Below are 19,002 nucleotides of genomic sequence, written 5' to 3'. Positions count from 1 at the left end.
TTGCGACGAGTATGGCTTGGCGAAATTGTATTGTTACTTTATAACATTATGCAAATGCATCGTTTCGAGTGCGTCCGCCTGAAGAGGGTTCACCATGTCCAACCGCCTCCCTGTCACCGTGCTGTCCGGCTTCCTGGGTGCCGGCAAGAGCACCTTGCTCAACCATGTACTGCGTAACCGCGACAACCTTCGGGTCGCGGTCATCGTCAATGACATGAGTGAGATCAACATCGACGCCAGCGAAGTGCAGCGCAACGTCAGCCTCAACCGCGCGGAAGAAAAACTGGTTGAAATGAGCAACGGCTGCATCTGCTGCACCTTGCGTGAAGACCTGTTGGAGGAGGTCGCGCGACTGGCCGGGGAAGGTCGTTTTGACTATCTGCTGATCGAGTCCACTGGTATCTCGGAGCCGCTGCCGGTTGCCGAGACCTTCACCTTCCGCGATGAGCAAGGCCGCAGCCTGTCCGACATGGCGCGCCTGGACACCATGGTCACCGTGGTCGATGGCCTGAACTTCATGCGCGATTACCAGCAAGCCGACAGCTTGGCCAGCCGCGGCGAGACGCTGGGGGAAGACGATGAGCGCTCCATCAGCGACCTGTTGATCGAACAGGTCGAGTTCGCCGATGTGCTGCTGCTGAGCAAGATCGACCTGATCAGCCAGCACGAGCGCGAAGAACTCACCGCCATTCTGCGAAGCCTCAATGCCCGCGCGCAGATCGTGCCGATGGTCATGGGCCAGGTGCCGCTGGCGCGGATTCTCGATACCGGGCTGTTCGACTTCGACCTGGCAGCGCAGGCACCAGGCTGGCTGCAAGAGCTGCGCGGCGAGCACATACCGGAAACCGAGGAGTACGGTATCGCGGCGAGTACGTGGGAAGCCCGTCGTCCCCTGCATCCACAACGCTTCTTTGACTTTATCCACAACACTTGGCGCAACGGCCGGCTGCTGCGCTCCAAAGGGTTTTTCTGGCTGGCCAGCAAGTTCCAGGAAGCCGGTAGCTGGTCGCAGGCGGGCGGCATGATGCGTCATGGCCTGGCCGGGCGCTGGTGGCGTTTTGTTCCCCGCGAGCATTGGCCGCAGGACGAGCAGAGCACAGCGGATATTCTCAAGCACTGGCACGGTGAAACCGGTGACTGCCGCCAGGAGTTGGTATTCATCGGGCAGAACATCGACTTCGTGCAGTTATCCACAGAGCTGGACGCCTGCCTGCTGACCGATGAGGAAATGGCACTCGGGCCGATGGCCTGGCTGCGCCTGCCAGATCCGTTCGGTCCCTGGCAGGCCGAGGAAGCAGCATGAACCTGGCGTGCCCGCGGGTTATCCGCCAGGCCTTTGGTGAGGCACCCAAGGTGCTCACCGAAATCTTCGAAGATGGCGTTAACCTGGCTGTCTGGCAGCGCCGTTTGCCTGCGCAGGTCGAAGATTTTGCCACCTTGGCGGTCAGCCTCGGTCAGTCCCTGGCTGACCAGCGCGTGCTCGATGTGAACGAGCACGAGCCGCCGCAATTGCCTGGCTTACTGCAGGAGGCTGCCGACCTGCATGGCTACGAGGGGTTTGTGGCCGATGTGATGTGGCTGGTATCGGCTTACACCTGCCTGGTCGGGGCGCGGCGGGTGGGGCTGCGGCTGCGGGTGCTGCAAGGTGCCATGTGCCCGCGCTTCCATGTGGATAACGTGCCTTTGCGCTTGCTCACCACTTACGTCGGCCCTGGCAGTGAATGGCTGGAAGAAGGCGCAATAGAACGAGTTGGTCTGCACTTGGCCGCGGCGCCTGTGGATAACATTCGCGTCTTGCAGGCGGGTGAGGTGGCAGTTGTCAAAGGAGAGAAATGGCTGGGCAATGAAGGTGCGGGACTTATCCACCGCTCGCCGTCCAGTGACCAGCGGCGTCTGCTGCTCAGCCTTGACTGGCTGGCCTGACGGGTCATAGTGGAGTGAATTCCGCTTAGAAGTCCTGGCATGCTGCAAAACATCCCCACCCACGTCGTCGCCGGTCCCTTGGGGGCGGGCAAGACCAGCCTCATCCGCCAGCTGATGGCCCGGCGCCCTGCAAACGAACGCTGGGCTGTGCTGGTCAACGAGTTTGGCCAAGTCGGCATTGATGCGGCGTTGCTCAGTCGCGACGAGGACGGTATTGCCATCGGCGAGGTGGCAGGCGGCTGCCTGTGCTGCGTGAACGGTACACCGTTCCAGGTCGGCCTCGGCCGCCTGCTGCGCAAGGCTCGGCCTGACCGCTTGTTTATCGAGCCTTCCGGGCTTGGTCATCCTGTGCAGTTGATGGACCAGTTGAAGCAGGCACCTTGGGTTGGGGTGCTGGCAGTGCAGCCGTTGGTGATAGTGCTGGATGCTCAGGCACTGGCCCGAGGTGAGCCGTTGGCAAACGCTCAGCAACAGGCTTTGCAAGCGGCATCTCTTGTTGTGCTGAACAAGGCCGACGCTGTGGATGAAAATTCCAAGCTGTTGATAAACAGCAATTTTTCCCGCACCCGCACGCTTTGGACCCAGCAGGGGCTGGTCGAGCTCGAAACACTGCCTGTTTCATCCACACATCAAATGAATGTCGGTTCGGTTGATGATTTGCCCAAGACAAGTCTATCCACAACGCTTTCAGCCCTGTGGATAGATCCTTCCCTGCCGATTTGTGCGGCCCAGGAGGGAGATGGAGGGTGGAGCATCGGCTGGCGCTGGCACCCCAGTCAGCGATTCGAACCACAACGTATACAGGCGTTTCTTTCGGCCTGGCCGTGGCGGCGTGCCAAGGGTGTTATCCACAGTGCCGATGGATGGCAGTCATTCAATGGGCTCAATGGTGAATTGGCGCAGTGGCAGCCGAGCGAATGGCGCAAGGACTCGCGCATCGAGCTGATCTTCGAACAGGTGCAGCCAGAGCCGCTGCTACGAAAGGCTCTGGCGGATAGCCTGATCTGAGGGTCAGTTGCGCCAGCGATTGTGCTCCTGACGCCACTGCTGCATCTCGATCACATTGTCAGCCCTTGGTGGCGTCTTGATCTCGAATGGGTAGGGGGCCAGTTCGATCTGGGCGCTGTGGGCGCCGAACTGGGTCACGGTACCAGGGTGGCGCTGTTCACCGGTCACGGTGAACTCGAAGGCATAGACGCGGGCCAGGCGCTTCTTGCCGTTTGCATCGCGGATGAACGCGATGCGTTTGAGCGCAACGGCGTCATCCAGAAGCTCCAGGTCGAGCTTTGCACAATGCTGTTTGACCCGCTCCAGGGCCTTTTCGCGCAGCCCGTGGTTGTGCCATAACCAAGCGCCTGCCGTGGCCAGCAACATCAGGACGAAGAGATTCTCCAGGGTCAACATTTACGTATGCTCCAAACAGGTCAAACCAGCTTAACTGCGTCCCTGGCCTGTCGTACAGGTGGCAATCGAGTCCATACTGCGCGCTGCACAATCCTTGAAACAGCTTTGGAATCCTCCCGCATGAAACGTACCCCGCACCTGCTCGCCATCCAGTCCCACGTGGTATTCGGCCACGCCGGCAACAGCGCTGCGGTGTTCCCCATGCAGCGTATCGGGGTCAATGTCTGGCCCCTCAATACCGTACAGTTCTCCAATCACACTCAGTATGGCCAGTGGGCGGGCGAAGTGCTCGCTCCTGCGCAAATTCCTGCGTTGGTGCAAGGTATTTCCAACATCGGCGAATTGGGCCACTGCGACGCCGTGCTGTCTGGCTATCTGGGCAGCGCCGAGCAGGGCCGGGCGATCCTGGCCGGCGTCGATCGCATCAAGGCTGTAAATCCGAAGGCGCTGTACCTGTGTGATCCAGTCATGGGCCATGCGCAGAAGGGGTGTATCGTTCCGCAGGAGGTCAGCGAGTTCCTGCTCGATGAAGCGGCGGCCAAGGCGGATATCCTGTGCCCCAATCAGCTGGAACTGGACAGCTTCTGCGGCCGTCGGGCGCAATCGCTCGAGGACTGCGTGAGCATGGCGCGCAGCCTGCTCGAACGTGGCCCGCAAGTGCTGCTGGTCAAGCATCTGTCGTATCCGGGGCGGGCTGAAGACATGTTCGAGATGTTGCTGGTGACCCGCGAAGCAAGCTGGCACCTGCGTCGCCCCCTGCTGGCGTTCCCTCGGCAACCGGTCGGCGTAGGCGACCTGACTTCAGGGTTGTTCCTGGCCCGCGTGCTGTTGGGCGACAGCTGGCAGCAGGCCCTTGAGTTCACCGCTGCGGCCGTGCACGAGGTGCTGCTGGAAACCCAGGCCTGCGCCAGCTATGAACTGCAGCTGGTGCGGGCCCAGGATCGCATCGCCCATCCGCGTGTGCGCTTCGAGGCGCAGCGCCTGGCGATCTAGATCGAGTCGGTTTTCAAGTCCTGGTAGCGCTTTTCCAGTTCCTGGCGGATCTGGCGGCGCTGCTGGCCCTGCAGGAAGCGGCGCTTCTCTTCGCTGGAGTGCGGCTGGCGGGGTGGCACGGGTACCGGGCGACGGTTGTCATCGACCGCGACCATGGTGAAGAAGCAGCTGTTGGAGTGACGTACCGAGCGCTCGCGGATGTTCTCGGTGACCACCTTGATTCCCACTTCCATCGAGGTGTTGCCGGTGTAGTTGACCGAGGCGAGGAATGTCACCAGCTCGCCGACGTGTACCGGCTCGCGGAAGATCACCTGGTCGACCGACAGGGTCACCACGTAGCTGCCGGCATAGCGACTGGCGCAGGCATAGGCCACTTCGTCGAGGTACTTGAGCAATGTGCCGCCGTGTACGTTGCCAGAAAAGTTGGCCATGTCCGGGGTCATCAGGACGGTCATGCTCAGCTGGGCGTTTCCAGGTTCCATAGTGTGCTCACGGTGAGGTTGCGCTGAATCGGGGCGGGTATCTGCTGACACTTCTGGTTCCCCCTCTAGAAGGTTTGCCTTCCTGATTTACGGGACGTTGCCGGACGCTCCATGGTCACGCCAATTACGTCATCAGAGGCGGCTGATCGGCCGATCTGTTTCTACATATTGCACCGCCTTTTTGCGGCAGGGTGCGATGTTAACCTGACTACGCCCACGCAACGTGGGCGTTCTTGCATTCAATACAGTATGTACTTGCTGCTCGCTCGGCTGTGCCTTGGCAGAGGAGCGGTCTGCCCAGGCATCCAGCAAAGTCGACAAGGAGTATCGTGCCATGCATGCCATCAGCTTCATCCAGGACCTGGCAGTTATCATGCTGGTCGCCGGTGTGGTGACGATTCTCTTTCATCGGCTCAAGCAGCCCGTGGTGCTGGGCTACATCGTCGCCGGCTTCATCATCGGCCCGCACACACCGCCGTTCGGCCTGATCCACGATGAAGACACGATCAAGACCCTGGCCGAGCTGGGGGTCATTTTCCTCATGTTCTGCCTGGGCCTGGAGTTCAGCCTGCGCAAGCTCTTCAAGGTCGGCGCCACGGCCTTTATCGCGGCATTCCTGGAAATCGTCCTGATGATCTGGATCGGTTTCGAGATCGGCCGCTGGTTCGGCTGGAATACCATGGACTCGCTGTTCCTGGGCGCGATCCTGGCAATTTCCTCGACCACCATCATCGTCAAGGCCCTCAATGACCTGAAGATGAAGAACGAGCGTTTCGCCCAGCTGATATTTGGCGTGCTGATCGTCGAGGACATCCTCGGTATCGGCATCATCGCCTTGCTGTCCGGCATTGCCGTCAGTGGCACAGTCAGCTCGGGCGAGGTGTTCTCGACGGTGGGCAAGCTGTCGTTGTTCATGATCGTCGCACTGGTCATCGGCATCCTTCTGGTGCCGCGACTACTGGCCTACGTGGCGAAATTCGAAAGCAACGAGATGTTGCTGATCACAGTGCTTGGCCTGTGCTTCGGTTTCTGCCTGCTGGTGGTCAAGCTGGAATACAGCATGGTGCTGGGGGCCTTCCTGATCGGTGCGATCATGGCCGAGTCACGCCAGTTGCTCAAGATCGAACGCCTGATCGAGCCCGTGCGCGACCTGTTCAGCGCAATTTTCTTTGTCGCCATCGGCCTGATGATCGACCCCCAGGTGCTGGTCGACTATGCCTGGCCGATCGTGGTGATCACCCTGGCGGTGGTACTGGGTAAGATGCTGTCTTGCGGTATGGGCGCATTCATCGCCGGTAACGATGGCCGTACTTCGCTACGGGTGGGCATGGGCCTTTCGCAGATTGGCGAATTCTCGTTCATCATCGCGGCTCTGGGGATGACCCTGCAGGTCACCAGCGATTTCCTTTACCCGGTGGCCGTGGCGGTTTCTGCCATCACCACGTTGCTGACGCCTTACCTGATCCGCGCCGCCGACCCGCTGTCACTGAAGCTTGGCAAAGTCGTGCCAAGGCGCCTGGCGCGGGTCCTGTCACTATATGGGGAATGGTTGTGCAACATTCAGCCGCAAGGCGAAAGCGCCATGCTGGCGGCGATGATCCGGCGCATCCTGCTGCAGGTGGGCGTCAACCTGGCGCTGGTGATCGCGATCTTCTTCAGCGGTGGTTATTTCGCCGGGCACATCGGCAATTGGTTGAACGAATGGGTCACGGATGTCAGCCAACAGAAGGCGTTGATCTGGGGTGCGGCGTTACTGCTGTCGCTGCCGTTCCTAATTGCTGCGTATCGCAAGCTCAAGGCATTGTCGATGCTGTTGGCAGAAATGGGGGTGAAACCGGAAATGGCCGGGCGGCACACCCAGCGCGTGCGTCGTGTGGTTGCCGAGGTGATTCCGCTGCTGTCGCTGCTGGTGATCTTCCTGCTGCTGTCGGCGTTGTCGGCGAGCATTCTGCCGACCAGCGAGCTGTTGCTGGTAATTGCCGTGGTAGCGGCTGTGGTGGTGTCGTTGTTGTGGCGCTGGTTCATCCGCGTGCATTCGCGGATGCAGATCGCCTTGCTGGAGACGCTGGAGAACAGCCGCGATCATTCGCATTGAGGGCATGCCTGGGCAGGAGCGCCCATGTGTCGCAAACGGGCCGCAAAGCGGCCCTGGCGTTCAGCGTCGAATCGAAGCAGCGAGGCCACTTCTGAAGGATCATTACAGCTGGCGATGTCAGCTCTCCAGCCATACATCCCGTGCCCAGTGCCACACCGATTCCCAGCTCTCCTCGGCAACGGCTTCTTCGGCGCCATCCCACAGCACCACGGTGCCATCTTCCTCGACGCAGTAGTAATTTTCGCCATCCTGGCACAGCGGGATCAGGTCACGCGGCACACCGGCATCCCAGGCATTGGCAGCGACGTCAGGCAGGTAGGTGTGCGAATGCGGGTCGGTGCAGGTCACCGGCTCCAGCGAGCCGTACACGACATCGCTGACCGTCAGCAAAAATTCCTTGAACACGAACGGAATGTTGATGAACAGCTGCTCCTCGATCTCGACCAGTTGGTCTTCGTCGGGAAGCTCCAGCGGCACCGGCACGGGTTCATTGGCTTCACGGAGTTGTTCGATCACTTCTTCCACGGTTTACATCCTCTGACCTTGATGACAACGCTGCGCGTTATACCCTAGTAGTCTGCTCTGGCAAAAGCAAAAACCCCGAGGCAGGCCCGGGGTTTTTTGTGCAACGTGCGGCGGTTAACCGTTTTGACGGATACCGGCGACCAGCCAAGGCTGGTTCTCGCCATGGGCGCGAACCATGTGCCAGCTTTCGTTGAAGGCTTCGCCCTGGTCGAAGCGCGAGGTCTTCGACACGCCACGGAAGGTCAGTGTGGCGTCGGTGCGGTCGGCGCGATCATCGACACCGTCCAGCTGCACATCGAGGTCATCGATGTAGGTGGACTGGAAGCCATCGCCCAGGTCGGCGCGCTCGCGCTTGAGGAATTCAAGCATCTGCGGGGTGACGAACTCGGCGATCTTGTCCATCTCGTTGGCATCCCAGTGCTGCTGCAGCGACTGGAAGTGGCTGCGGGCTGCGGTCAGGAAGCTCTGCTCGTTGAACCAGGCCGGTGCGTTGATCACCGGAGCGGCTGCGGCGGCGGGGGCGGCCGAACCACCGAAGATCGACGGTTGGGCTGGCTGCTGACCATGGGCTTCACGCTGGAACGGCGCATGGCCCGGAGCGGCCATGTGCGGCTGCTGCTGGCGACGGCGTGCGGCAATGAAGCGGAACACCAGGAAGGCGATCAGACCCATGATCAGGAAGTCCATGATCTGCAGGCCCTGGAAGCCGTCACCCATGAACATGGAAGCCAACAGGCCACCAGCGGCGAGGCCGGCCAGTGGGCCCAGCCAGCGCGAAGCACCGCTGGCGGCGGCCGGGGCGCGGCCTGGAGCGGTCGGCGCGGCAGCAGGCGTGGTTGGCGTAGCCTGGCGGGTCTGGTGGATAGGTGCGGCGCCCGAGCTCTTGCCGCCGCCAAAACGCTTGGCGTTGGCGTCCAGGCTCAGCGTCAGGCCGACGCAAAGCGCCAGTACGATGCTAAGAAAACGTTGCATAAATGGGATTTCCCCTGTTGTGGATTGCACGCGCGTCATGGTGCACAGGTTCCTGTGCACATGACCAGCGACAAGATGTTTCCAGCTTTTGCCTGGAGTGTTACGAGGCGTTTAGATGGCCTCGAGCTTGGCGTACCCCAGCATGAGCCATTTGCTGCCTTCGGCAAAGTTTACCTGCACTCGCGCCTGGGCACCGGACCCCTCGAAATTGAGGATCACCCCTTCGCCAAACACCGCGTGCTGCACTCGCTGGCCCAGGCTGAAGGCGGTCTGTGGGATGGCCGCATTGGCAAACAGGTTGCTGCTGGTGCTCGTCGAGCCGCCGAACGGCCTGCTGACGCTGTTGGACAAGCGTACTTCCTGAACAAGGCCGCTCGGAATCTCGCGTACGAAACGAGACACCTTGTTGTAGGTCTCGCTGCCATAAAGACGGCGAGTCTCGGCATAGGTCATGATCAGCTGGCGCATGGCGCGGGTGATGCCCACGTAGGCCAGGCGGCGTTCCTCTTCCAGGCGGCCGGGTTCTTCCAGGCTCATCTTGTGAGGGAACAGGCCTTCTTCCATGCCCACCAGGAATACGTAGGGGAACTCCAGGCCCTTGGCGCTATGCAGCGTCATCAACTGGATGCTGTCTTCGTGCTCGTCCGCCTGGGCATCGCCAGCCTCCAGTGAGGCATGGCCAAGGAAGGCCGACAGCGGCGACAGGTCGGCGTCGTCTTCGCTGGTTTCGAAGTTGCGCGCGGCGCTGACCAGTTCTTCAAGGTTTTCTACCCGTGCCTGGCCCTTTTCACCCTTTTCTTCCTGGTGATAGATGATCAGGCCAGACTGCTCGATGGCTGTCTGGGTCATGGTGTGCAACGGCATGTCCGCGACCTTGCTGGCCAGGCCTTCGATCAACTCGATAAAGGCTCCCAGGGCAGAGGCGGCGCGGCCTTTCAACGCCTTGCCGGCCAACAGCTGGCACATGGCTTCCCACATGGACAGCTGGCTGTGGCGGGCATGTTCGCGAATGGCTTCGACGGTTTTCTCGCCAATGCCACGGGGCGGCACGTTGATCACCCGCTCCAGTGCCGCATCGTTGCCGCGGCCTTCGATCAGGCGCAGGTATGCCATCGCATTCTTGATTTCGGCACGTTCGAAGAAGCGCTGGCCACCGTAGATGCGGTAGGGAATGCGTTCGCGCAGCAGGGCTTCTTCCAGCACCCGCGACTGGGCGTTGGAGCGATACAGGATGGCGATATCGCTGCGCGCGCTGCCTTGCTTGATCAGGCTCTCGATGGTCTCGACCACATAGCGCGCTTCATCGTGTTCGTTATAGGCGGCGTAGAGCGTCAGCGGCTCGCCTTCGCCCATGTCGGTCCACAGCTCCTTGCCCAGGCGCCCGCTGTTGTTGGCAATCAGCGCGTTGGCAGCCTTGAGGATGCCGCCGGTGGAGCGGTAGTTCTGCTCCAGACGAATCATCTCGGCGTCAGGGAAGTCGGCCGTGTACTGGTGAATGTTCTCGATCTTGGCGCCGCGCCAGCCATAGATCGACTGGTCGTCGTCGCCCACCGCCATCAGGCTGCCACCGTTCTTGCCCGCCAGCAGGCGCAGCCAGGCGTACTGCACGGCGTTGGTGTCCTGGAATTCGTCCACCAGCAGGTGGCGGAAGCGCCGCTGGTAGTGTTCCAGCAAGCCTGGGTGGTCGCGCCACAGGTCGAGGGCGCGCAGCAGCAATTCGGAGAAGTCGATGACCCCGGCGCGCTCACAGGCCTGCTCGTAGGCACTGTATACATCCCGCATGGTCTGCAGGAACAGGTCGCCGCTGGCCTGGATATGGTGTGGGCGCAGGCCCTCGTCCTTCTGCCCATTGATGAACCACTGGGCCTGGCGCGCCGGCCATTTCTGCTCGTCCAGGCCGAGTTCGCGCATGACGCGCTTGATCAGCCGCTGCTGGTCATCGCTGTCGAGGATCTGGAAGTTCTGCACCAGGCGCGCTTCCTGCCAGTGCGCCCGCAGCAAGCGGTGCGCCAGGCCGTGGAAGGTACCCACCCACATGCCGGCCGGGTTGATACCCAGCAACTGCTCGATCCGCTGGCGCATTTCGGCGGCAGCCTTGTTGGTGAAGGTCACCGACAGGATCGAGTGCGGCGAGGCCTGCTCGACCTGGATCAGCCAGGCGATGCGGTGCACCAGCACGCGGGTTTTACCGGAACCGGCGCCAGCAAGCACCAGCTGACGCCCAAGCGTGGCGGCGACGGCCTGGCGCTGGGCATCGTTGAGGGAATTCAGCAGGAGGGAGAGGTCATCTGTGTGCATCCGGCCATTCTAGGGGCAGGCCGGTAAAGGGGCAAACGTCTACTGTATAAATATTCACCTCCCGCCCTGTCGCTCATCGGGTTGTGCATCCACTACATTCAGCCAGGCCAGTGCTTGCCCGGTACGACCTGGCGAAAGAAGCCACGGAGCAGTTTGGCCAAATCAGCGGTTTGTGTAAGATCGCAGCTCGTTCAACGCCAACCATAATAAGAACAGTACAAGAACCCGCGCTATGACTCAGGACTGCACGGCGATTGGAGTATCGCTGGAGATGACAAGGAACGTGCGCAGGCAGTTCGCCACTCAGCTGTCCGTTGAGCGAACTCGCCTGTTGTATCAAGGCTCACTACTGCCCACAGTGTTCATGCTGCTTACCGGTTTGCTGTGCGCCTGGCTGGTGTGGAGCCCTGGACGTTATCTGCTGGTGGGCGTCTGGCTGGTATGGCTGCTGGCGCTGGTGGCCCTTCGAGTGATCCAGGTTGCGGCGTTCGATGCAGCCACGGCGCAGCGCCAGGCCAACCCCGGCTGGCGCCGCATGTTCTTGCTCGGCTCGGCGTTCAGTGGCTTGACCTTGGCCTGTGCCGCGATTGCGCTGGTGCCGAACGACAACTTCGTGCAGCAGGCCTGGGTGTTCGGGCTGCTGGGGATGGCCACCTTGAGTGCGAGCATTGCCTATGCAGTGAGCTTGCCGGCCTTTCTCAGCTTTGCCTTGCCCTGCCTGGTACCGCCCATCCTGTTCCTGTTCTGTTTCGGCGCCGGACAGCAGCGTGGTTGGGGCTGGCTCGGGCTGATCCTGCTGGCGGCGTTGCTGGTGGTAGCCTGGCAGGTCAACCGCCTGCTCGACCGCAGCCTCCTGCGGCGGTTCCAGAATCAGGCGTTGAACCAGGACCTGCAACGGATCTCGGCGCAGAAGGTGCTCGAAGAGCAGCAGCGCCTTGCTGCCACGGTGTTTGAAGCTTGCAACGAGGGCGTGGCGATTCTCAGTGCCGATTTCGTCGTGCTGGCAGTGAATCAGGCTTACTGCCAGATGACCGGCTACAACCGCTCCGAGCTACTGGCGCGCGAGCTGTTCGACCTGCCATGCCACAGCGATGCGCGCCGGCACAGCCAGGCCATTGAGTCGGCGCTGGCGCAGCAAGGCGGCTGGCAGGGTGAGCTGGTAGAGGCCCGTAAGCACGGCGAGTTACACCCGCAAAGGTTGCAGTTGACGGCTGTGCGCGACCCTCAAGGCCACTTGAGCCAGGTGGTCGGCTTCTTCACCGACCTGTCGGCCCGTCGGGCATCCGAGGAGCGCCTGCGCTACCTGGCGCACTACGATGAACTGAGCGGGTTGGCCAACCGCACACTGTTCAGGCTGCGCTTGCAGGAAGCCGCGCAACGGGTGCGCAGCAACGGCCGAAGCCTGGCCCTGCTGCATGTCGATCTGGACCGTTTCAAGCTGCTCAATGAAAGCCTGGGCCATGAACTGGCCGATCAGCTGATTCACAAGATTGCCCGGCGCATTGTCAGCTCCGTTCCCGAGGCAGATACCGTGGCGCGGCTTTCCGGCGATGAGTTTGCCGTGCTGTTCGATGGTTACAGCAACCTGTCGAGCCTGGTGCGGGTCACCACCCGCTTGTTGAACAAGCTGCGCAAGCCGCAACGGCTCGATGGGCATGAGGTCGTGGTCAGCGCTTCGGTGGGCATCAGTGTGCTGTCCGACGCCACACTCGATGCCGATGCCCTGATCAGCCAGGCAGACATGGCCAAGCAGCATGCCAAGCATCTGGGGGGTGACAACTTCCAGTTCTATACCGAGAGCTTGCGCGCCAGCAGCCTCGAGCGCCTGCAGCTGGAGAACCAGCTTCGCAAGGCCATCGAAGAAGAACAACTGATGGTCTACTACCAGCCCAAGCTGTGCCTGCTCAGTGGGCGTTTGCATGCCGCCGAGGCGCTGGTGCGCTGGCAGCATCCACAGTGGGGCATGGTGCCGCCAGGGGAATTCATTGGCCTGGCGGAAGAAACCGGGCTGATCGCCCCTATCGGTGAGTTCGTGCTCCGCCATGCCTGCAGGCAGGCGCGCGAATGGCTGCATGAAGGGCTGGAGGTGCGGGTTTCGGTCAACCTGTCGGTCTACCAGCTGCGCCAAGGCAAGCTGGTCAGCCTGGTGCGTCAGGTGCTCGAAGAAACCGGGCTGGCGCCGCATCTTCTGGAGCTGGAGCTTACCGAAAGCCAGCTACTGGACAGCGTCGAACACATCATTTTGACCTTCGAGCAACTGCACGCACTGGGGGTGAAACTGGCTATCGACGATTTTGGCACCGGCTATTCATCACTCAGCTACCTCAAGCGCCTGCCGGTGGACTACGTGAAGATCGACCAGGCCTTCATCCGAGGGTTGCATGAGGGTAGCCAGGATGCGGCCATTACCCAGGCGATCATCACCCTGTCCAGGAGCCTTGGCCTGAAGGTGGTGGCAGAAGGGGTGGAAACGGCGGAACAATTGGCATTCCTGCGTGAGCAGGCATGTGATGAGGCCCAGGGCTACCTGATCAGCAGGCCAATGCCGGCGCCTGAGTTCAGGCAGATGCTTGCCCGACCGTGGTCTCATTGAGCGCGGCAACTGCTGATGCGTGACCAGCAGCGGCCGCACGGATCGCCAGATCAATGGGTAACAAGGATATCGGTGATGGATGCGATCAGTTTTCCGTCCTGGAAGATGTCCACTTGCGTGATCGTTTCGAAGGCTCGTTGCTTAACGAAGCGAACTTCCTTGTCGCAGATGACCGGGAAGCTTCCTTCCTTATCTTGCAATTCAAGATCCAGTGCCACTGTCGTGGATGTATTTTGGCTGGCGCGCAAGACCAGTACAGGTTCGATGCCGGGATGGCTCACAGTGATGGTGCCACTGACGCGCAGCTCGGCTGGAAGCATCTTGTCGTGGTGGGCTCGCCAATCTTTGCATTCGATGATCATTTTGCTGCTCCGGTGTGAAGAAGGGCGGTATGCACCTTCTGCCCGACACAGTGCAGGGCGAGTCTCCTTGCATTGAAGAGCGAAGCATTTCAGTCATGCCAGTGCCTGCCATGCCTGGCCAGCAGGCTGTTGGCCTGTTCCGGGCCGTTGGTGCCAGCGGCATAGTGGCGGGGTGCCTGGAAGTGCTCTTCCCAACCCTTGATGATCGGGTCGATCCAGGCCCAGGCGGCCTCCACTTCGTCGCGGCGCATGAACAGCGTCGAATCGCCCTCCAGGATGTCCAGCAGCAGACGTTCATAGGCCTCCCAACGGCGCGTCTGGCCAAATACCTGGGCAAGGTTCAGGTCCAGGTCGACCGGTTCCAGGCGCATGCCCTTGCCGGGGCTTTTGGTCATCATCCGCAGGCTGATGCGCTCCTCCGGCTGCAGCTGGATCAGCAGCTGATTGACCTGGCCGCCAGTGAACAGCTCGTGGGGCACCGGCTTGAACTGGATGACGATTTGCGACGAGCGCCGTGCCATGCGCTTGCCGGTGCGCAGGTAGAAGGGCACGCCGGCCCAGCGCCAGTTGTCAATGTGGGCGTGTACGGCGACGAAGGTTTCGGTGTCGGTGTCGTTGTCGACGTCCTTCTCGAAGTAGTAGGCCGGCACTTCCTGGCCGCCGATGTGGCCGGCACCGTACTGGCCGCGCACGGTCTTGTCCTGCACGTCCTGGCCGGTAATGGGCTTGAGGGCACGCAGGATCTTCACTTTCTCGTCGCGTACGGCTTCGGCCTCGAACTGCGCGGGCGGCTCCATGGACACCAGGCACAGCAGCTGCAGCAGGTGATTCTGCAGCATGTCGCGGGTCGCCCCGGCGCGGTCGTAGTAACCGCCGCGGTTTTCCACACCGAGGGTTTCGCAGACGCTGATCTGCACATGGTCGACCTGGCCGTTGCGCCACACCGGTTCCAGCAAGGCATTGGCGAAGCGCAGGGCCATCAGGTTCTGCACGGTTTCCTTGCCCAGGTAGTGGTCGATGCGAAACACCTGCGATTCATCGAATACCGCGCCGATTGCTTCGTTGATGGCGTTGGCCGATGCCAGTGAGTGGCCGATCGGTTTCTCCAGCACGATGCGCGCTTCGCTGTCGGCCAGCCCGGCAATCCGCAGGTGGTTGGCGATGGGTACGAACAGGTTGGGTGCAGTGGCCAGGTAGTAGATGCGGGTCAGCCCTCCAGGCTCGCCGAGGTAACGGGCCAGGCGGCCGAAATCAGCACTTTGCGCCGCATCCATGGGGAAGTAGTCGAGGCGGGCGGAGAAGCGTTGCCACACGTCCTCGTCGAAATCGTGGCGGGCGATCTGCGCCCGGCAGTGGCGTTCGGCGAGCTTGAGGTAGTCATTACGGGTTATGTGGCGGCGGGCGAGGGCGATGATGCGCACCGCGTTGTTCAGGCGTGCCTCGCGATACAGGTGATACAGCGCCGGCAGCAGTTTGTGCAGGGCCAGGTCACCGGTGCCACCGAACACCAGAATGTCGCAAGGAATAGTCAAACCACCACTCTCCACGTTCGTTTAACTGGGCGGGTTGGCCTCCATGTAGTATAACTACAAGAAAGCTACATCCCGGCCAGCCGATCATAACCGAGTCCAGCCCGTGAATCTGTTGCAACATATCGCTCAATCGCGCCACCTGCTGCGCAAATCGGAACTCAAAGTGGCCGACCACGTGCTGCTCGACCCGGCTGCCGTGATGCACAGTTCCATGGCTGACCTGGCGCACAGCGTGGGCATCAGCGAGCCGACCATTGTGCGTTTCTGCCGGGCGATCGGTTGTTCGGGCTTCCAGGATCTCAAGCTCAAGCTGGCGCAGAGCCTGGCGGCGGGCGCCAGTTTTGGCCAGTTCGCGATTCATGAAGACGACTCTGTTGCCGATTACAGCCTGAAGATCTTCGACACCACCCTGCACACGCTGATGGAAGTCCGAGAGCACCTGGACCCACAGGCCTTGCAGCAGGCGGTGAGTGCCATGGCTCAGGCGCAACGCGTGGAGTTCTATGGCTTTGGTGCGTCCGGCGCAGTAGCCGCCGACGCCCAGCACAAGTTCTTCCGCCTGTTGCTCAGCGCTGCGGCCTACTCCGACCCGCACATGCAGGCCATGTCGGCGGTGACGTTGAAACCGGGTGACGTAGCGGTGTGCATTTCCCAGTCGGGGCGTTCCAAGGACCTGCTGATCACCGCCAATCTGGTGCGTGAAAGTGGTGCCAACCTGATTACGTTGTGCCCAAGCGCTACGCCCCTGGCGGAGCTGTCGACGGTCAACCTGGCGATCGATGTTCATGAAGATACCGAAATCTACACCCCGCTGACCTCGCGTATCGCTCACCTGGTGGTGATCGACGTGCTGGCCATGGGCGTGGCGATGGCCCGTGGGCCAAGCCTGGTCAATCACCTCAAGAGCGTGAAGCGCAGCTTGCGCAGCCTGCGGTTGTCGCCCAAGTCGATCAAGGCTACCGACGACTGATCGTGTTTTTCCTGTACGGGCAAAGCAGATTTCACGGTTTTGTCACCATTCCACAGCCAAACCGTAAACCCTCAAGGTCAGTCTGAAACTCCCGCATCCTATCTGGGAGACAGGCAATGGCTCGTGACTTCGACGGTACCTACCAACCCAGCGCCAAGGCTCGCAAGCAGCAGGAAAAAGATCAGCGCCGCATGGAATACCGCCGCGCAATCGAAAGTTATTGCGACCAACGTCAACTGCTTCGCGATCTCGCCGACTACCCCGAGCTGCAAGCGCTCACGGTGTGGCAGGCATCGGCGGCAACTTTCCCGAAAAGCGCTCAACCAGTGCGCTGATCAGTGCACGTTCGCTACGGATGAACGCCAGAAACGCCAAGGCCACCGGCGACTGTCGCTTGGCCTTGGCCTGCACCACGCACCAGCTGCGGTACAGCGGCAACTCCTCAACCGGCAGCTCCCTGAGTACCCCCGTGGCCAGCTCCAGGTTTACGGCATGGCGGGTCAACAGGGCAATTCCCAGGCCGGCGATCACGCATTCGCGCTGGGCATCGGCTGACGCGACTTCCAGGGTCTGGGTGAAGTGCACGCGCTTGTCCTTGAAGTACTCTTCGCAAGCCTTGCGGGTCCCCGAACCCTGTTCGCGGACCAGCAGAGTATGAGGCTCCAGGTCTTGCAAGCGCAGTTGTGCGAGCTTGCACAGCGGGTGTTCAGGCGGGGCCACGGCAATGATCGGGTTATTCAGAAACGGCAGAAACTCCAACCCCATGTCCTGCGGCACCATCGACATGATGATCAGGTCGTCGCGGTTGTCGGAAAGGCGTCGGATCGCCTGGGCACGGTTGACCACCGTAAGGGTGAGATTGACCTCCGGGTGACGCTGCTTGAAGGCGGCGAACAGGTGTGGCACGAAGTACTTGGCACTGGACTCGATCGCCAGTTTCAACTGCCCCTGCAGTGAGCCCTGCATGTCAGACAGCTGCATGTCGAGGCTTTCCAGCCTCCCGAAAATGTCGCGGCTGGCCCGTTGCAGGGCCTCGGCGGCTTCGGTCAGGTAAAGCTTCTTGCCGACGTACTCGAACAGCGGCTGGCCGATCAGCTCTTCGAGCTGACGGATCTGTAGACTAACGGCGGGTTGCGTCAGTGCCATCTCCTCCGCCGCGCGGCTGTACGAGCGCAAATCGCACACCTCGTTGAAGATCTGCAATTGACGCAAAGTCATACGCATCAAGGACTTACGCATTTTATGGGCTCATCGGCAATACCTTGTTACCGAACTATAAGCTTTTGCTAATACAGCCCCTAACAAATATTGATTTTTGTTTATCGACCTTCAGCGCTAGGGTGAATGTGCGACTGGCCAGCAACCTCTGGTCACGCGCCGACCGGTACAACCGGATCGTCTGTTCCTACGGCTTTGGGAAGACTCCAGTGATAAAAAAAATCCTGATCGCCAACCGGGGTGAAATCGCAGTTCGGATCGTGCGTGCCTGCGCCGAGATGGGCATTCGCTCTGTCGCGATCTATTCCGACGCCGATCGCCACGCCTTGCACGTCAAGCGCGCCGACGAGGCCTACAGCATTGGTGCCGAGCCACTGGCCGGCTACCTGAACCCGCGCAAGCTGGTCAACCTTGCTGTGGAAACCGGCTGTGATGCCCTGCACCCGGGTTACGGTTTCCTCTCGGAAAACGCCGAACTGGCAGAGATCTGCGCCGAGCGCGGGATCAAGTTCATCGGCCCGGCCGCCGATGTCATCCGCCGCATGGGCGACAAGACCGAAGCGCGCCGCACCATGATCCAGGCCGGTGTACCGGTGACCCCCGGTACCGAAGGCAACGTCGCCGATATTCATGAAGCCCTGAGCGAAGGTGACCGCATCGGTTACCCGGTGATGCTCAAGGCCACTTCCGGTGGTGGCGGCCGTGGTATCCGTCGCTGCAACAGCCGTGAAGAACTGGAACAGAACTTCCCACGGGTCATTTCCGAGGCCACCAAGGCCTTCGGCTCGGCCGAAGTGTTCCTGGAAAAGTGCATCGTCAACCCCAAGCACATCGAGGCGCAGATCCTCGGTGACAGCTTCGGCAACGTCGTGCACCTGTTCGAACGCGACTGCTCGATCCAGCGCCGCAACCAGAAGCTCATCGAAATCGCCCCGAGCCCACAGCTCACCCCTGAGCAGCGCGCCTACATCGGCGACCTGGCGGTGCGTGCGGCCAAGGCGGTGAACTACGAGAACGCCGGTACCGTGGAGTTCCTGCTCGCCGATGGCGAGGTGTACTTCATGGAGATGAACACCCGGGTGCAGGTGGAGCACACCATCACCGAGGAAATCACCGGTATCGACATTGTCCGCGAGCAGATCCGCATCGCTTCGGGCCTGCCGCTGTCGGTGAAACAGGAAGACATCCAGCACCGTGGCTACGCGTTGCAGTTCCGCATCAACGCCGAAGACCCGAAGAACAACTTCCTGCCCAGCTTCGGCAAGATCACCCGCTACTACGCCCCCGGCGGCCCGGGCGTGCGCACCGACACGGCGATCTACACCGGCTACACCATTCCGCCGTTCTACGACTCCATGTGCCTGAAGCTGGTGGTCTGGGCGTTGACCTGGGAAGAAGCCATGGACCGCGGCCTGCGGGCCCTGGACGACATGCGCGTGCAAGGGGTGAAGACCACCGCCGCGTACTACCAGGAAATCCTGCGCAATCCGGAGTTCCGTAGCGGCCAGTTCAATACCAGCTTCGTTGAAAGCCACCCGGAACTGACCAACTACTCGATCAAGCGCAAACCCGAAGAGCTGGCCCTGGCCATCGCCGCCGCCATCGCCGCCCACGCAGGCCTGTGAGGAATCCCCA

17 protein-coding genes are annotated in these 19,002 nt (G+C 61.2%); 9 read left to right on the top strand and 8 right to left on the bottom strand.

All coding sequences use genetic code 11. The features are described 5' to 3' along the window. The first annotated feature begins 94 nt into the window (after positions 1–94). From zigA to ACTORR_RS13975, 3 genes are read left to right on the top strand one after another with little or no spacing between them, the layout of a single operon-like run. On the top strand, positions 95–1,303 hold the full coding sequence (gene zigA / locus ACTORR_RS13985) for a zinc metallochaperone GTPase ZigA (protein ID WP_313364625.1): 1,209 nt from the start codon (positions 95–97) through the stop codon (positions 1,301–1,303). Continuing rightward, complete coding sequence (locus tag ACTORR_RS13980; protein ID WP_313364626.1) at positions 1,300–1,923, top strand: DUF1826 domain-containing protein; 624 nt, start codon at positions 1,300–1,302, stop codon at positions 1,921–1,923. The genes zigA and ACTORR_RS13980 overlap by 4 nt, the downstream gene beginning before the upstream one ends. 39 nt (positions 1,924–1,962) lie before the next feature. Beyond that, positions 1,963–2,931: a CobW family GTP-binding protein gene (locus ACTORR_RS13975; protein ID WP_441343682.1), complete on the top strand. Its 969-nt coding sequence runs from the start codon at positions 1,963–1,965 to the stop codon at positions 2,929–2,931. 3 nt (positions 2,932–2,934) lie between these two features. On the opposite strand, the gene ACTORR_RS13970 is transcribed toward ACTORR_RS13975, so the two are convergent. Continuing rightward, the gene (locus ACTORR_RS13970) at positions 2,935–3,327 is read right to left on the bottom strand and encodes a DUF3301 domain-containing protein (RefSeq protein WP_054884785.1); all 393 of its coding nucleotides are present in this window, start codon (positions 3,325–3,327) and stop codon (positions 2,935–2,937) included. A gap of 120 nt (positions 3,328–3,447) precedes the next feature. Here ACTORR_RS13970 and pdxY point away from each other — a divergent pair, with 120 nt between their 5' ends. Continuing rightward, the gene (gene pdxY, locus ACTORR_RS13965) at positions 3,448–4,320 is read left to right on the top strand and encodes a pyridoxal kinase PdxY (protein WP_262109450.1); all 873 of its coding nucleotides are present in this window, start codon (positions 3,448–3,450) and stop codon (positions 4,318–4,320) included. Here the strand turns inward: pdxY and ACTORR_RS13960 are convergent. Then, positions 4,317–4,802 (bottom strand): acyl-CoA thioesterase, encoded by a 486-nt coding sequence (locus ACTORR_RS13960; protein ID WP_016394349.1) that lies wholly within the window; start codon positions 4,800–4,802, stop codon positions 4,317–4,319. The two genes, pdxY and ACTORR_RS13960, sit on opposite strands and share 4 nt — an antisense overlap. Before the next feature lie 334 nt (positions 4,803–5,136). On the opposite strand from ACTORR_RS13960, the gene ACTORR_RS13955 reads away from it, so the two are divergent. After that, positions 5,137–6,897: a cation:proton antiporter gene (locus ACTORR_RS13955; RefSeq protein WP_313364628.1), complete on the top strand. Its 1,761-nt coding sequence runs from the start codon at positions 5,137–5,139 to the stop codon at positions 6,895–6,897. A 117-nt stretch (positions 6,898–7,014) separates the two neighbouring features. Here ACTORR_RS13955 and ACTORR_RS13950 read toward each other — a convergent pair whose 3' ends face one another. The 3 genes from ACTORR_RS13950 to uvrD form a co-directional block, all read right to left on the bottom strand. Then, entirely contained in the window at positions 7,015–7,422 is a 408-nt protein-coding gene (locus ACTORR_RS13950; RefSeq protein ID WP_099814987.1) for an SMI1/KNR4 family protein, read from the bottom strand. A 114-nt stretch (positions 7,423–7,536) separates the two neighbouring features. Then, positions 7,537–8,394 carry a Tim44 domain-containing protein gene (locus tag ACTORR_RS13945; RefSeq protein WP_262109451.1) on the bottom strand — a complete coding sequence of 286 codons (858 nt, stop codon included), beginning with the start codon at positions 8,392–8,394 and terminating at the stop codon, positions 7,537–7,539. 111 nt (positions 8,395–8,505) lie between these two features. Next, a complete protein-coding gene (gene uvrD / locus ACTORR_RS13940) occupies positions 8,506–10,692 on the bottom strand; it encodes a DNA helicase II (protein WP_054884781.1) in 2,187 nt (728 codons plus the stop codon). 232 nt (positions 10,693–10,924) lie between these two features. Between uvrD and ACTORR_RS13935 the strand changes: the two genes are divergently transcribed. Beyond that, positions 10,925–13,285, top strand: a complete 2,361-nt coding sequence (locus ACTORR_RS13935; RefSeq protein WP_313364630.1) for a putative bifunctional diguanylate cyclase/phosphodiesterase — start codon at positions 10,925–10,927, stop codon at positions 13,283–13,285. A 50-nt stretch (positions 13,286–13,335) separates the two neighbouring features. On the opposite strand, the gene ACTORR_RS13930 is transcribed toward ACTORR_RS13935, so the two are convergent. Further along, the gene (locus ACTORR_RS13930) at positions 13,336–13,647 is read right to left on the bottom strand and encodes a hypothetical protein (RefSeq protein WP_099814990.1); all 312 of its coding nucleotides are present in this window, start codon (positions 13,645–13,647) and stop codon (positions 13,336–13,338) included. Positions 13,648–13,736: 89 nt separating this feature from the next. Then, positions 13,737–15,179, bottom strand: a complete 1,443-nt coding sequence (gene zwf / locus ACTORR_RS13925) for a glucose-6-phosphate dehydrogenase (RefSeq protein ID WP_313364631.1) — start codon at positions 15,177–15,179, stop codon at positions 13,737–13,739. Positions 15,180–15,282: 103 nt separating this feature from the next. Here zwf and hexR point away from each other — a divergent pair, with 103 nt between their 5' ends. Continuing rightward, on the top strand, positions 15,283–16,149 hold the full coding sequence (hexR, locus tag ACTORR_RS13920; protein ID WP_027917078.1) for a transcriptional regulator HexR: 867 nt from the start codon (positions 15,283–15,285) through the stop codon (positions 16,147–16,149). 116 nt (positions 16,150–16,265) lie between these two features. Continuing rightward, entirely contained in the window at positions 16,266–16,484 is a 219-nt protein-coding gene (locus ACTORR_RS13915; RefSeq protein WP_099814992.1) for a PA3496 family putative envelope integrity protein, read from the top strand. On the opposite strand, the gene ACTORR_RS13910 is transcribed toward ACTORR_RS13915, so the two are convergent. Next, positions 16,426–17,373: a LysR family transcriptional regulator gene (locus ACTORR_RS13910; protein ID WP_178075575.1), complete on the bottom strand. Its 948-nt coding sequence runs from the start codon at positions 17,371–17,373 to the stop codon at positions 16,426–16,428. The genes ACTORR_RS13915 and ACTORR_RS13910 overlap by 59 nt on opposite strands. A gap of 203 nt (positions 17,374–17,576) precedes the next feature. Between ACTORR_RS13910 and ACTORR_RS13905 the strand changes: the two genes are divergently transcribed. Continuing rightward, a complete protein-coding gene (locus tag ACTORR_RS13905; protein ID WP_054884776.1) occupies positions 17,577–18,992 on the top strand; it encodes an acetyl-CoA carboxylase biotin carboxylase subunit in 1,416 nt (471 codons plus the stop codon). Positions 18,993–19,002 lie beyond the last annotated feature (10 nt).

It is taken from the genome of Pseudomonas sp. SAR267, from assembly GCF_052077595.1.
Classification (GTDB): Bacteria; Pseudomonadota; Gammaproteobacteria; order Pseudomonadales; family Pseudomonadaceae; genus Aquipseudomonas; species Aquipseudomonas vlassakiae.
This window is presented reverse-complemented; position numbering and strand designations above follow the sequence as displayed.

Bases quoted from the DNA above. Each gene is read 5' to 3' on its own strand.
- zigA (WP_313364625.1), top strand. From the start codon at position 95: ATGTCCAACCGCCTCCCTGTCACCGTGCTGTCCGGCTTCCTGGGTGCC.
- ACTORR_RS13980 (WP_313364626.1), top strand. From the start codon at position 1,300: ATGAACCTGGCGTGCCCGCGGGTTATCCGCCAGGCCTTTGGTGAGGCA.
- ACTORR_RS13975 (WP_441343682.1), top strand. From the start codon at position 1,963: ATGCTGCAAAACATCCCCACCCACGTCGTCGCCGGTCCCTTGGGGGCG.
- ACTORR_RS13970 (WP_054884785.1), bottom strand. From the start codon at position 3,327: ATGTTGACCCTGGAGAATCTCTTCGTCCTGATGTTGCTGGCCACGGCA.
- pdxY (WP_262109450.1), top strand. From the start codon at position 3,448: ATGAAACGTACCCCGCACCTGCTCGCCATCCAGTCCCACGTGGTATTC.
- ACTORR_RS13960 (WP_016394349.1), bottom strand. From the start codon at position 4,802: ATGGAACCTGGAAACGCCCAGCTGAGCATGACCGTCCTGATGACCCCG.
- ACTORR_RS13955 (WP_313364628.1), top strand. From the start codon at position 5,137: ATGCATGCCATCAGCTTCATCCAGGACCTGGCAGTTATCATGCTGGTC.
- ACTORR_RS13945 (WP_262109451.1), bottom strand. From the start codon at position 8,394: ATGCAACGTTTTCTTAGCATCGTACTGGCGCTTTGCGTCGGCCTGACG.
- uvrD (WP_054884781.1), bottom strand. From the start codon at position 10,692: ATGCACACAGATGACCTCTCCCTCCTGCTGAATTCCCTCAACGATGCC.
- ACTORR_RS13935 (WP_313364630.1), top strand. From the start codon at position 10,925: ATGACTCAGGACTGCACGGCGATTGGAGTATCGCTGGAGATGACAAGG.
- ACTORR_RS13930 (WP_099814990.1), bottom strand. From the start codon at position 13,647: ATGATCATCGAATGCAAAGATTGGCGAGCCCACCACGACAAGATGCTT.
- ACTORR_RS13915 (WP_099814992.1), top strand. From the start codon at position 16,266: ATGGCTCGTGACTTCGACGGTACCTACCAACCCAGCGCCAAGGCTCGC.
- ACTORR_RS13910 (WP_178075575.1), bottom strand. From the start codon at position 17,373: ATGCGTATGACTTTGCGTCAATTGCAGATCTTCAACGAGGTGTGCGAT.